The organism is Mucilaginibacter sp. PAMB04168 (assembly GCF_039634365.2).
Taxonomy (GTDB): Bacteria; Bacteroidota; Bacteroidia; order Sphingobacteriales; family Sphingobacteriaceae; genus Mucilaginibacter.
In genome coordinates, this window is record NZ_CP155079.2 from 2,144,033 (window position 1) to 2,156,488 (window position 12,456).

Here is a 12,456-nt window from a genome sequence, read left to right on the forward strand (position 1 = left end):
CCGCAAAGCGATAATTTAGCAAATAACAAAAAGCGTTAATAATGCGTGCTTCATTTTCAGGGAAGTATTTTAAATTATAACAACATTGCTTAAGACAAGCACCGACAGAACTAATAATAAAGTACCGAAAACAAATGGCGCTAACCCCGAGTAATAAATGGCATAAGCTAAGGGGGGTATTATGCGGTAATAAGCTTTATTATGATTGAAAGTATACCTTTCATTGTTTAGAAAACTTTTTATTTCTTAGTATAGCTCCTTATCACTTTCCAGGTACTGTCATCGGTATTAAATACGGCGTTTAAACCTTGTTCTTCTTGCGGTGGGTCGCCGGTATAATCATCACCGGGTTTCCACCAGTATTTTTGCTCTGGCTTGGCTCTGGCTGTGCCACCTACGGCCCAAAAGTTAGCGCCATTTATAACGCCCTGTTTTTGTACGCTGCTTTGCCATATGGAAAAAACGAAATGGTAATATTTATCACGCCATAAGGTGCTGGATGTTGGATCGAAGGAATGCAGATCGCGTGGCAAACCAAACTCTTCGATAACTAATGGTTTGTTCAGCTTTTCGGCTATGGTTACATGCCGATCAATGTAGTCCTTCGTATTTTTGAGTACATCGTTGAAGCCAACGCTAATGGATGTATCCTTAAACCAATTCCAGTTTTTGGGCCAAATATGTATGGTCAGATAATCAATGCCCGGTAAACGATTTGCATTTTCATAAACGGTCCTATCCATATCGGAAGCAATATCGCCCTCGCTCCCAATAGTAACCAGGTGGTTTCTGTCCAAGCCCTTTATCAAATTGGAGGTACGGGCTATCCAGTCTATATATTTGTCGTTATTGGCAGCCATCATAGGGCGGGGTTCGTTTGCCAATTCCCAAGCCATAATAGCCGTATCATCTATATACTTTTTATTGGTGTAAGTATTGGTGCGCGTTACCAGATGCTTTATGTAAGCGTTCAAGTCGTTTTGGCAGGGAAGGCAGTTGTAAAATTGGGTAGTATAGGCCTTATTCTTATCCCAGCTATAATTTTCTGTTTGTGGGAGAGGGCCCTGGCCGTAGCCATTCCATTGCAGGTATTGGTCAAGGCCACCGCTCCATTGCCAATTGTTGGTTAAATACAAAATGGCAGTCATATGTCTTTTACCCATTTGCTGTAAAAGGTAATCCAGGCCTTTTAATACTTCTTCATTATAGCTTTGCTGTTTAGGTTGTGCAGTTTCGGCTACGCTGTAATAGTAGCTGCCCGGCTCACCTTCTGAACCAGCCAATACACGCAGGTTGGTAACGCCATTTTGCTTCAGAAAGTCCAGCTCCTGTATTAAACGTTGTTTGCCAGCCTCACCTTTAACAGCGCTCAATAAACCGCCATACCAATAATTGCCGCCGATGTAAGTATAGAGGACGGCGCCACGATAAAATTGGTGTCCTTTAACCTTAACAAAACTGTTTTGTGCAACAACATGACAGTTGATGCATGCAATTGCGACCAAAAGCAGAATGATCTTAACAGATTTTAACATTAGGATGATGTTTGGCTAACTAGTGAAAGATAAAGATAAGAAAGTGAACTGAAAATCAGTATGATGGTTGATGTGGCCCGGTAGGGAGAAATTGAGAAACTGTTCAAAATCGTTGGTAAAAATGGCAGTTGAGTAAGCAAATTACCCGAATGGCAAAGTATTTGATAAGGGCACTGTGTACAATTTTGTACGTGATTTTAAAATTTCACACAAATCTAAGAAAACACAATTATGAAAAATTTGACAAAAGTTATAGCAGCTGCATCGTTTGCCGTTGCCACTTTATTTGCATCAAACGTTGTTAAGGCACAATCTACAACCCCTCCAAACGCCTGGAGATTCGGTATCGGTTTAGAGGGTGGTGTACCGGTTGGCGATGTACGTGAGCTTACTAAGGCTATGGCGGGTGCTACTGCCAGATTACAGTATGGTGTAGGTAACAGTGTAGCCCTTACATTAACTTCTGGTTATTATCACTTGTTCGGTGCTGATGCTGTGAAGATTGCTGGCAATAACAATGATATCAGCTACAAATCAATGGGTGTTGTGCCTGTGAAATTTGGTATCAAAGCTTACGCTGGTGGCGGTTTCTACGTACAAGGTGAAGTTGGTGCCGGTTTCGAAACTTCAGTTTTCGGAGCAATTAAAGGTCAGAATGTTGAAGGTTTTGATAAAAACACTAAATTAATTCTTGCTCCAGGTATCGGTTATTCATGGACTAATGTTGATCTGGGCGTTCGTTACGAGCGTTTTTCTGGTCAAAATGCTAACTACGGTATGGTTGCAGCCCGTTTAGCTTACGGCTTTAAATTATAATTAATTTAACAACTAAAAACTAAAAATGGCCTTCCGGTTTCGGAAGGCCATTTTTTTTGATTTGTGTATCAAAATGTGGTATAAAATGTGAAATATGGCTTTTTGTTAGTATTTGCATATAAACACATACTTTTTTGATAATATTCTAATTTGTAGTTACAATTACAATATTTTCTTCAATAAGTGTATTTATTTTATGTAAATGTTAATTATTAAGATTATATTCGTGAAGTTATTTTATCACATGTGGCCATGAAAAAATCTTTGCTTTTACTTGCTATAATAGCTGCTCTTTTTTGTTCAACCATTGTTAAAGCGCAGCTATTAGGTAATAACGAACGTTATAGCCAATACTCAAATCACATTAATGTGGGTATAGATGGTTTTTATAACATGAACCCCGGCAGTAAAACCTATAAACCAGGTGTTGGTGCTTCGTTAAAGTATCAATATGATGTTACACAAAACTTAGGTCTTACATTAGGTGTAGGTTACTTTGTAATTCCTGCTAATACTACTGTATCAAGGGTTGCAGCTTTAAGACAAGATTTAAAATTAATGCCATTAAGGTTAGGTGCTAAGGCGTACTTTTTACCAGAGTTTTATTTAGGTGGAGAGGTTGGTGTAGCATATGCTGATCCTTATATCGATGCCAGAACCAAATCTCACTTTAGCAAATTCCTGGCCCCATCAGTTGGTTATGAAACCAACCACCTCGATTTTTCGTTCCGGTACGAGAACGTGAATCACCAGGATGATTATGTAAGCTTTATTGCTCTGCGTATAGCTTATACCTTCAACTTCTAAAAGAGGGCACCTAGAAAATATTTAAGCCTTAGCAGTATATATGCTAAGGCTTTTTTAATGGATATAATTTTCATTTGAAATTATACTAAAACAGAATGCCAGACTATTTAGCCTGGCATTCTGTTTTACTATAATTATATCAGTTGTAATATTATTGCAGTTGTGCTAATGCTTTCTTAATACGTTTACAAGCCTCTATCAATTTATCTTCAGCAGCAGCGTAAGATATTCGGATAGATTTTGGATCACCGAATGAAAGGCCGCCTACAACTGCTACATGCGCTTCTTCCAAAAGGTAAATGCTTAATTCGTCGGCATCATTTATAACCCGGCCGTTGTATGACTTACCGAGGAAGGCTGTAACATTAGGGAAGAAATAAAATGCACCTTGGGGCAGATTAACTTTCAGTCCTTCAATTTCACGCAGTAAGCTGTACACTAAATCGCGGCGTTTTTTAAATTCGACGCGCATCGCTAAAACAGAATCTAACCCGCCCAGGTAAGCAGCAGTGCCCGCGCGTTGCGTAATTGAACAGGTGCCTGATGTGATTTGTCCCTGCATCTTATCAAAGGCAGTAGCCAATTCTTTGCTTGATGCCGTATACCCAATTCGCCAGCCGGTCATGGCGTAGGCTTTGGAAAAGCCGTTAATGATAATCACTCGGTCTTTAATGCTGGCAAATTGCGCAATCGACTCATGCTTATCTACATAATTGATATGCTCATAAATTTCATCCGAAAGGATGTAGACCTGCGGGTGGCGCTCAAAAACTTCTGCAAGTCCAGCCAGTTCAGCTTTGCTGTATAAGCTACCAGTTGGGTTTGATGGCGAAGAGAACATGAACAGCTTGGTTTTGTCGGTAATGGCAGCTTCCAGTTGTTCAGGCGTAATTTTAAAGTCTTGCTCAACAGTGGTGTCAATAAACACGCTTTCACCTTCGGCCAGTTTTACCACTTCCGAGTAAGATACCCAATAAGGCGTAGGTATGATCACTTCTTCGCCTGGGTTAACGAGGCATAATACTGCATTGGCAATAGCCTGTTTGGCACCGGTTGATACCACTATATCAGTAAAGTCGTAATCTAAATTGTTTTCAGTTTTAAGCTTGTGCACTATGGCCTTTCGCAATTCAGGATACCCAGCTACAGGGGTGTAGTAAGTAAAGTTGTCGTCCATGGCTTGCTTGGCGGCTTCCTTTATATGCTCGGGCGTATGAAAGTCGGGTTCGCCAAAGCTCAGGCTGATTACATCAACACCTTTTGCGGCCAGTTCGCGGCCCATTTTGGCCATTTTAATTGTCTGTGATTCAGACAAATTGTTAATTCTGTCACTTAGTGCACTCATAGTTAAAAATCAAGTTGTGGCAAATATAGAAAATTACTTTACCCGTATTTAAACTGCTTATGATTAAATTTGCCTACATTTTTAAGGCATTGAACGAGAAGAGGAATATAATCATAATAGCGTTGGTGGTAAGTGTGGTGTTAATGCTGGCTAAGTTCAGTGCCTACTTCATCACCGCATCTAACTTTGTATTAACCGATGCTGCCGAGAGCATTGTAAATGTGGTGGCCAGCTCATTTGCATTTTTCAGCATATATATTGCCTCGCGCCCCCGCGATGAAAATCACCCTTATGGCCACGGAAAGGTAGAATTCTTTTCTGTTTTTTTGGAGGGAGCATTGATATCGGTTGCTGGTGTTGGTATTTTGTTTAAGTCGGTATACGGGCTATTTTACCCGCAGCAGATCCACGATTTATTAATTGGTGCCGTTATAATAGGCGCAACGGGGGCTATAAACGGCGCTTTGGGGTATTATATGATTTACAGGGGCAAGGCGCTGAAATCATTAACGCTTGATGCCGACGGCCGCCACTTACTTACCGATATGGTAACCAGCGGTGGTTTGGTGCTAGGCTTACTGCTCATCTATTTTACCGGCTTAATATGGCTGGACGGCGTTTTATCAATAGCTGTGGGCTTGTTTATTTGTTTTACGGGTTACAAACTCATCCGTAAATCGGTGGCCGGATTAATGGATGAGACCGATTTTGCCGTTGTAGAGCACATTATTAAAGTGTTGAACGAGCAACGGAAGGCCGAGTGGATTGACATACACAACCTGCGGGCACAGAAGTACGGCCATGAACTACACCTGGATTGCCACATGACTTTGCCCAATTATTTTGATTTGAACCGTGTACACCAGGAAGTAACACTGGTTGATAAAATGATAAATGAAAAAGCTGGAGTGGCTACCGAACTATTTATACATACCGACCCATGCATACCCGAATGTTGCCATTACTGCAGCATGCCTAATTGCCCTATACGTTCTGAGGCTAAGCGTGTGGATATTGAGTGGACCATGGAAAACATAATCCGTAATAAAAAGCACTACGAATAATGTATTTTAATGTAAGAGTGTACGGTTTGCTGCTGAATGAGCAGCAAGAGATACTTTTGACTGATGAGCAAGAGAAAGGCTGCCGGTTTACAAAATTTCCGGGTGGCGGGGTGGAGTTTGGTGAGGGACTCACAGAAGCACTTAAGCGCGAATTTATAGAAGAGTGTAATACCCCAGTTGAAATACTCAGCCATTTTTATACAACCGATTTTTTTGTAAAGTCGGCCTTTAACAATTCGCAGCTTATCAGTGTGTACTACATTGTTAAAAACACATCTTCTCTAAACTTCGCTATTAAGACCAAGCCTTTTGATTTTGATGGTGAAGGCGAAACCCTGCAATCCTTCAGGTGGAAAAAACTGAATGACTTGAAGGCAGATGACGTAACCTTTCCAATTGACCAGTATGTGGTTGAACTATTGAAGAACAACAAATGAACTTAACCGAACGTGACCTTAAAGTAATATGGCATCCTTACACCCAAATGCAAACTGCAGCAGCGCCTATTGGCATTGTGAGAGGGGAGGGTGCTTGTTTGTATGATGAAGCGGGTAAATGTTATATAGATGCTGTGTCATCATGGTGGGTAAACATACATGGGCATGCACACCCTTATATAGCCCAAAAAGTAGCTGAACAGCTCAGGGAGCTAGAGCATGTAATATTTGCTGGCTTTACGCATAAACCGGCCGTTGAATTGGCCGAACGGCTTTTGGGTTTACTGCCGGCTAATCAGCGCAAGGTTTTTTATTCAGACAATGGCTCTACAGCTATAGAGGTGGCCTTAAAAATGTGCCTGCAGTACTGGCACAATAAAGGTGAGCAACGTACTAAAATTGTTGCGTTTAAAAATGCCTATCATGGCGATACTTTTGGCGCCATGGCTGTAAGCGGCCGTAGCGCGTTTACCAATGCCTTCGAAAAACTACTGTTTGATGTGGAGTTTATTGATCTTCCCACAGAACAAAACATAAGCCAACTCAAATCGCAGATTTCAAACCTCAAATCTGAACTTTCCTGTTTCGTTTTTGAACCGTTGGTGCAGGGATCGGGCGGGATGATTATGTACGAGGCCACCTGGCTGGATGAGTTAATGAAGCATTGTAAGCAAGAAGGCATCTTTACCATCGCCGATGAGGTATTTACCGGTTTTGGCCGTACAGGCAAGTCTTTTGCCAGCGATTACTTGCAACAGCAGCCCGATATTATGTGCTTCTCTAAAGGGATTACGGGAGGCACTATGGCGCTCGGTGTTACGACATGTACACAGCAAATATATGACGCTTTCTTGTCTGACGATCGATTAAAAACGCTGTTTCACGGGCACTCTTTTACGGCCAACCCCATAGCCTGCGCAGCGGCATTGGCTAGTATGGACCTGTTTGTTGAACCATCAACCGCAGCTAATATTAAACGTATTACAGAACAGCACCGGGTTTTTGCAACGCAGGTTAAACAGCACCCGCGTATACGTACAGTTAGGCAAACCGGTACCATACTGGCAATGGAGTGGGAAACCGGTAACGATACTTCATATTTTAACAGCCTGCGCGATACCCTCTATCAATATTTTTTACGTGCAGGTATTGTACTGCGCCCGCTAGGTAACATCATTTACATTTTACCTCCGTATTGCATAACCAACGAGCAACTAAGCTATATTTACAGCACCATTCAGCAAGCGTTGGATACAATTTAACCCTTATGGAACTAAAGAATCTTTTTACTTTTATAGTTAACAATGATGCCTTACACGCGCGTTGGTTAAATACCCTCTCGCTGATGGAAAATACAGGTGCCCGCAAAATATCGGCTAGTGAAGATCCGGCTACGGTTACCTACATCATATTAAAACACGCTGCCGAAGAGCATCGCCATGCTTTTTATTTAAAAAAGCAGATAGAGAAAATAGAATCAGAGAAACTACCTACATATGCGCCCAGTTATCTGCTGGCAGCCACACATAGCAAACGTTATTTAAACCAATTGGATATTGACGTTTGCCGCTATTTAAAGCAGGCCTTAAGTTTAACAGGTAAAGAGTTGCGCTTTGCTGCCTACCTGTTGGTTACCTATGCTATTGAAGTACGCGCCGATGAGCTATACCCGGTTTATCAGGATGCGCTTACTGAGGCAGGCAGCAAAGTAAACGTCAAATCAATTATACTGGAAGAAGAAGGGCACCTGGAAGAGATGATTAACCAGCTTCAGCAGTTTTCGGTTGATTGGCAGATACATGCTAACAAGGCTGTGGCCATTGAAACCGCATTGTTTGAAAATTGGGTGAGTGAAGTAAAAGCCGAAATAGAAACTGCGGCATAAGCACTTTTACTATTGACATCAAATAAAAAGGCCTTGTACATTGTACAAGGCCTTTTTATTTGATGGCGCTTAGCGCAAGTTATCTTTTTGGACTTCTTGCCTTAAGCTCAGTCATGGTAATTCTTTCAAAACCAGCCGGGATACCAAAAGTACCTGCAGGTGCTTTTGAATCAGAAATAGCTTTTAGCGTATTGGTTATGGTTTGTCCCATCATGCTCATGGTAAATTGCACCGGAAAACCACCTGCTTTAGCATATATCATACCAAATGCACTTGATGGCGCACTAATGTCTTTAGTTACCCAAGTATCATAAGTAGTATTACTTTTAGTGTCTTTAGCTGTTACCTTGGTACATTTAAAACCATTAATAACTTTGGTTTCGCTGGTAGGTGTAAAGGTGAAAGATGGCAATCCTGCTAATTCTTCTTCAAGCTCTCCTGGTGTAGCTACTGCTGCCCATTTAATGCTTGCCACAGGAACGTCAATAACGGTTGCTGAATATTCATCTTTAAAAGCAAGTCTTTTAACGGCTGCCGGTCCGCTTTGTATCAATGTGGCAGATGAGTCGCCTTTAAAGTAAACCTTGCCTTCCATGCCATTAGCTTCGTAAACAGCTAAACCTTCGGTATAAGATTTTTGTGCGCTTGCACTTAATGCAGTTGCTGATAAGGCCAGGCCAACTACAGCAGTAAATAGTTTATTCATGATTTTAATTTATGCAGTTAATGATTAAACCTAAAGTTTAAATTTAGTATTTAGATGCAACAATAAAGCAATTGTTACGCTTCAGAAAATTTATTTTTAAATTCATGCTGTCGCCCTCTGCTTTTAGCTTGTGAAGCCTTTGTATGGAGTTGTTAGCATCTGCAATAAAGTATTTAAAATTAAAGTTTTGCTTAATGGTGCGGAGATTAACGTGCGGGTTGTGCGTGAAAAATAAATAGTCGACCGATACTTTTTGTGACGGCCAAGTTTTGTGCAAAGCAGTATTAATCAACAGTACCGATTTGTCAACAAACTGTACATAGTTCATTTGCTTTTTAAAATACGGCAATTGCAAATTTTGATTAGCGTTACAAATTACAGTGCTATCAACGCCCAGGCTATCTAAACAAGGCTGTATGCTGTACTGATAATTTTTATCTTTCTCCTTCAAGTCTGTTAATACCACCGCTTGGTTGCCTTTTTGAAACAGGATTGCCGAGTTTTTCTTTACATTAAAAAACACCATCCGGTATTCTGAAGCCGATTGTATAGCTCTCCAACTAAACGCTGTACATAGGATTAGAGCGCCCACTAATAAAATGCTTAGCTCGCGACTCCGCTTATAAAGAATTAAATAAATGAAAGCTAAAACCAATAACCAAAGTACGAGGTGCTGCCAGGGTGATAGCCAAATACGGCTGATGGTAGCGTATGGCCACTGCTCAATAAGCGTAAGCAGCTTGTTCATGAGGAGTATTAAATGCTCAAGCAGATAAGATAAAGCTTGGCAAATAACTGATAGGCCCGGAATGTAGGTGCACAACAAAAATGTAAGCCCAATAAGCACAATGCCTTCGGCCGGTAACATTATAAGCAAATTACTCACTAAAAAGTACACCGGGAACTGATGGAAATAATAAGCACTTAAAGGAAACGTGATGAGTTGCGCAGCCAGCGAGGCTGAACAAGCGTACCACAATTTTTGCGCATAGGCCTGCCTAAAGTTAAATTGCTCATAAATAATGGGCTGGAACACTACCAAACCAAAAACGGCCAGGTACGAGAGTTGAAAACCCACATCAGTCAGCAAAAAAGGATCATATAACAACAATGCGAATGCCGATGCTGCCAAGGCATTTAACGCATGTACAGGCCTGCCGCTGGCTTTGCTTACTATAATCATACTTAGCATTAACGCAGCTCTGCACACCGCTGGAGAAAGGCCTGTTAGAATGGCATAGCCCCATATAAGCGTTAGTGAAAGTAATGCATTAAGCAACTTGCCGTAACGGTAATGACCGAAGGGTTTTAACAGGAGCGTGATAAGCCAGAAGAACACCGCCACGTGCGCACCCGAGACTGATAATACGTTTATAGTTCCGGTTTTTGAATAAGCCTGCAATACCTCGTCGCTTAAATCGGCTTTGTACCCCAGTAAAAGGGTAGAGGCAATTGCCGCGGCACCGGCGTCATAAAAATATAGGCCAATCTGTTTAACCAAATGCTGCCTTACTGCTAATGAATAAGCAATAATAGTGTTGCCTGTTTGTTGTTGCAATTTTTTAAACTCAAGGCGGCTGATGAAGCTTTGATGGTAAATGTTTTGATGGGCCAAATAGCGCTTGTAGTTAAATTCGGCCGGGTTAAATGGCTGGTCGGTTACCTTGTAGTTTGCAGGTATAAGCAACTGGTCGCCATATTTAACCAAATGCGTATTGCTATCGGCAACTAAAGTTACCAGAAGTTTACCCGTAGCAGGCCTAAGTTTGCGCTGTAAACCTGTACGTTTTACACTAGCGACAAACCGGGTGTAAATTCCTTTCTGTACCGGTTCACTGTTTACTTGTACAATAAGGTAATTTGCCTTTTGCCTGGCAAAATGTTCGGCGTCGTTTAAGCCGTTGTGCCAGTAACTGCATAACCAGCCTGCGCATAGCAAAAACAGATGCATAACAACGCCACCTATCCACATGTGGCGGTAGAGTTTTAAGGCGTTATAAAAAATATTAAGTCCAATAAAAAGAGGGCAGGATACAGTAAAAACATCGACAGCTAACTGCAGCCAGCCTGCTGCCGTAAAATAAACCTGCAGTATTATGCCGGCTATAAAAGGCAATAGCCAATAGAGGATAGGTATTTCGCCTTTATGGGCACGCAGCATGAAAAGTATGAATTGGCTGAACAGAAGCCAATATACAAAAAGGTATTGTTTACTGCTTAATAGTTAGCATTAACAACGCATTAAACGATCGCCCATCCAACCGTCTTTATGATTGATTCTATGCCTCCACTCTAAGTACTACAGTTGATCGCGCACCTCGAGAAGGAATTTTTTCAGATTTTCAAGCGAATCTAATACGCTTTGCTGGCTCTTAGATTCATTCAAATTGTTTTTCAAATGATCTTTAGCGCCTTGTATGGTATAGCCTTTTTCACGGATAAGGTGAAAAATGATTTTCAGGTTATCGATATCCTCACCGGTAAAATAGCGATTGCCTTTTTTGTTCTTTTTAGGTTGGAGAATGTCGAATTCCTTTTCATAATACCTGATCAGTGAGTGATTTACGTCGAACATGGAAGTAACCTCGCCCATGGTGTAGTACATCTTGCTGATATCGCGTTCTTTATAAGGCATGTACAAAAGTAGTAAAAAAATGGCCTGTGCAAATGCTAAGCCCACTAAATCTCCTTTCAGGTGGTAGACTTTAATATGGATCATTAGTGCTAAACTTATAAAGCAGGATTTAAGCCATTCCGCAAAGTTCCGTTTTATGTGTTCAACAGTAATCGCTCCCATGTTTTGTTGTGAATTTTTTAAAGCCATCCTTATTTCTGAGGGTTTGTGAGGTCTAATTTTTTCTATATTTGGCGCTATGAGCAAGAAGAACATCGCCCTGCTGGCCGGCGGCTACACCGGCGAATATGAGGTATCCATTAACAGTGCTAAAAACATTGCAGCAAACCTAGATGCTGAAAAATATAATGTTTATACCATCCTGATAAACCGCGACCGCTGGTTTTTCCAAAGCGATGGTGAAGCTGTTGATGTTGATAAAAACGATTTCAGTCTGATGCTCAACGGTAGCAAAATGTTATTTGATAGCGCTTTTATTACTATACACGGTACCCCCGGCGAGGATGGGAAGATACAAGGTTACCTGGACATGCTGGGTATCCCGTACAACACCTGCGATGCTACAACATCGGCCATTACCATGAACAAGGCTTATACCAAGGCGTTGGTGCAAGGTGTTCCCAATTTACATGCGGCCAAGTCTGTAAAATTGTTTAAGAGTGATATGCACGATGTAAGTACCATTGCCGCTACATTGAAATTTCCATTGTTTGTGAAACCTAACAATGGTGGCAGCAGTGTAGGCATGAGTAAGGTACATTCGGTTGCAGAGCTACCAGCCGCATTAGAGAAGGCATTTCATGAAGATAGCCAAATACTGGTTGAGGAGTTTATTAAAGGCCGCGAATTTAGCCAGGGTATAGCTCGTTTAAACGGCAAGCTGGTAGTTTTACCAGCTACCGAGATCATAAGCTCTAAAGAATTTTTTGACTACGAAGCCAAGTACACCCCCGGCGTAACACAGGAGATTACACCTGCCGATTTACCCGCCGAAAAGAATAAGATCATAGCCGATATTTTGACAGAGGTTTACCTGCGCCTTAATTGCCGAGGCATGGTGCGGATAGATTTTATTCTTGATGAGCAAACCGGCGATTTTTATTTTATTGAGGTAAATACCACTCCCGGCCAGTCGGCCAATAGTTTGATACCGCAGCAAGTGCGCGCCGCAGGTATGAGTGTTCAGGAATTTTACGGGAATATTGTAGAAGGCAGCTTTTAAGGCT

General features: G+C 41.4%; 12 protein-coding genes. 7 read left to right on the forward strand and 5 right to left on the reverse strand.

Annotated features, from left to right (window positions below):
* Positions 1–239: 239 nt before the first annotated feature.
* Positions 240–1,535 carry a beta-mannosidase gene (locus tag ABDD94_RS09205; protein ID WP_345955616.1) on the reverse strand — a complete coding sequence of 432 codons (1,296 nt, stop codon included), beginning with the start codon at positions 1,533–1,535 and terminating at the stop codon, positions 240–242.
* A gap of 231 nt (positions 1,536–1,766) precedes the next feature.
* Here ABDD94_RS09205 and ABDD94_RS09210 point away from each other — a divergent pair, with 231 nt between their 5' ends.
* Entirely contained in the window at positions 1,767–2,351 is a 585-nt protein-coding gene (locus ABDD94_RS09210) for a hypothetical protein (protein WP_345947917.1), read from the forward strand.
* Positions 2,352–2,603: 252 nt separating this feature from the next.
* A complete protein-coding gene (locus ABDD94_RS09215; RefSeq protein WP_345955617.1) occupies positions 2,604–3,158 on the forward strand; it encodes an outer membrane beta-barrel protein in 555 nt (184 codons plus the stop codon).
* 151 nt (positions 3,159–3,309) lie between these two features.
* Here ABDD94_RS09215 and ABDD94_RS09220 read toward each other — a convergent pair whose 3' ends face one another.
* A complete protein-coding gene (locus ABDD94_RS09220) occupies positions 3,310–4,503 on the reverse strand; it encodes a pyridoxal phosphate-dependent aminotransferase (protein WP_345947915.1) in 1,194 nt (397 codons plus the stop codon).
* A gap of 59 nt (positions 4,504–4,562) precedes the next feature.
* On the opposite strand from ABDD94_RS09220, the gene ABDD94_RS09225 reads away from it, so the two are divergent.
* The 4 genes from ABDD94_RS09225 to ABDD94_RS09240 are packed head-to-tail and all read left to right on the forward strand — an operon-like array spanning position 4,563 to position 7,889.
* The gene (locus ABDD94_RS09225; protein ID WP_345947914.1) at positions 4,563–5,567 is read left to right on the forward strand and encodes a cation diffusion facilitator family transporter; all 1,005 of its coding nucleotides are present in this window, start codon (positions 4,563–4,565) and stop codon (positions 5,565–5,567) included.
* On the forward strand, positions 5,567–6,004 hold the full coding sequence (locus ABDD94_RS09230) for an NUDIX hydrolase (protein ID WP_345955618.1): 438 nt from the start codon (positions 5,567–5,569) through the stop codon (positions 6,002–6,004). The genes ABDD94_RS09225 and ABDD94_RS09230 overlap by 1 nt, the downstream gene beginning before the upstream one ends.
* Positions 6,001–7,266, forward strand: coding sequence for an adenosylmethionine--8-amino-7-oxononanoate transaminase (bioA, locus tag ABDD94_RS09235; protein ID WP_345955619.1), 1,266 nt, complete (start codon positions 6,001–6,003; stop codon positions 7,264–7,266). The genes ABDD94_RS09230 and bioA overlap by 4 nt, the downstream gene beginning before the upstream one ends.
* Before the next feature lie 5 nt (positions 7,267–7,271).
* Positions 7,272–7,889, forward strand: coding sequence for a hypothetical protein (locus ABDD94_RS09240; protein WP_345955620.1), 618 nt, complete (start codon positions 7,272–7,274; stop codon positions 7,887–7,889).
* A 79-nt stretch (positions 7,890–7,968) separates the two neighbouring features.
* On the opposite strand, the gene ABDD94_RS09245 is transcribed toward ABDD94_RS09240, so the two are convergent.
* The 3 genes from ABDD94_RS09245 to ABDD94_RS09255 all read right to left on the reverse strand — a co-directional run bounded on the left by ABDD94_RS09245 (position 7,969) and on the right by ABDD94_RS09255 (position 11,230).
* Positions 7,969–8,595, reverse strand: coding sequence for a hypothetical protein (locus ABDD94_RS09245; RefSeq protein ID WP_345955621.1), 627 nt, complete (start codon positions 8,593–8,595; stop codon positions 7,969–7,971).
* A gap of 43 nt (positions 8,596–8,638) precedes the next feature.
* Entirely contained in the window at positions 8,639–10,756 is a 2,118-nt protein-coding gene (locus ABDD94_RS09250) for a ComEC/Rec2 family competence protein (protein ID WP_345955622.1), read from the reverse strand.
* 138 nt (positions 10,757–10,894) lie between these two features.
* Entirely contained in the window at positions 10,895–11,230 is a 336-nt protein-coding gene (locus ABDD94_RS09255; protein ID WP_345947908.1) for a MerR family transcriptional regulator, read from the reverse strand.
* A 238-nt stretch (positions 11,231–11,468) separates the two neighbouring features.
* On the opposite strand from ABDD94_RS09255, the gene ABDD94_RS09260 reads away from it, so the two are divergent.
* Positions 11,469–12,452, forward strand: coding sequence for a D-alanine--D-alanine ligase (locus ABDD94_RS09260; protein ID WP_345955623.1), 984 nt, complete (start codon positions 11,469–11,471; stop codon positions 12,450–12,452).
* Positions 12,453–12,456: the final 4 nt, after the last annotated feature.

What these genes read in the sequence shown, in the direction of transcription:
- ABDD94_RS09255 (WP_345947908.1), bottom strand. Translation starts at nt 11,230, where the DNA reads ATGCCTTATAAAGAACGCGATATCAGCAAGATGTACTACACCATGGGC.
- ABDD94_RS09230 (WP_345955618.1), top strand. Translation starts at nt 5,567, where the DNA reads ATGTATTTTAATGTAAGAGTGTACGGTTTGCTGCTGAATGAGCAGCAA.
- ABDD94_RS09205 (WP_345955616.1), bottom strand. Translation starts at nt 1,535, where the DNA reads ATGTTAAAATCTGTTAAGATCATTCTGCTTTTGGTCGCAATTGCATGC.
- ABDD94_RS09225 (WP_345947914.1), top strand. Translation starts at nt 4,563, where the DNA reads ATGATTAAATTTGCCTACATTTTTAAGGCATTGAACGAGAAGAGGAAT.
- bioA (WP_345955619.1), top strand. Translation starts at nt 6,001, where the DNA reads ATGAACTTAACCGAACGTGACCTTAAAGTAATATGGCATCCTTACACC.
- ABDD94_RS09220 (WP_345947915.1), bottom strand. Translation starts at nt 4,503, where the DNA reads ATGAGTGCACTAAGTGACAGAATTAACAATTTGTCTGAATCACAGACA.
- ABDD94_RS09245 (WP_345955621.1), bottom strand. Translation starts at nt 8,595, where the DNA reads ATGAATAAACTATTTACTGCTGTAGTTGGCCTGGCCTTATCAGCAACT.
- ABDD94_RS09215 (WP_345955617.1), top strand. Translation starts at nt 2,604, where the DNA reads ATGAAAAAATCTTTGCTTTTACTTGCTATAATAGCTGCTCTTTTTTGT.
- ABDD94_RS09210 (WP_345947917.1), top strand. Translation starts at nt 1,767, where the DNA reads ATGAAAAATTTGACAAAAGTTATAGCAGCTGCATCGTTTGCCGTTGCC.
- ABDD94_RS09240 (WP_345955620.1), top strand. Translation starts at nt 7,272, where the DNA reads ATGGAACTAAAGAATCTTTTTACTTTTATAGTTAACAATGATGCCTTA.
- ABDD94_RS09250 (WP_345955622.1), bottom strand. Translation starts at nt 10,756, where the DNA reads ATGCTGCGTGCCCATAAAGGCGAAATACCTATCCTCTATTGGCTATTG.
- ABDD94_RS09260 (WP_345955623.1), top strand. Translation starts at nt 11,469, where the DNA reads ATGAGCAAGAAGAACATCGCCCTGCTGGCCGGCGGCTACACCGGCGAA.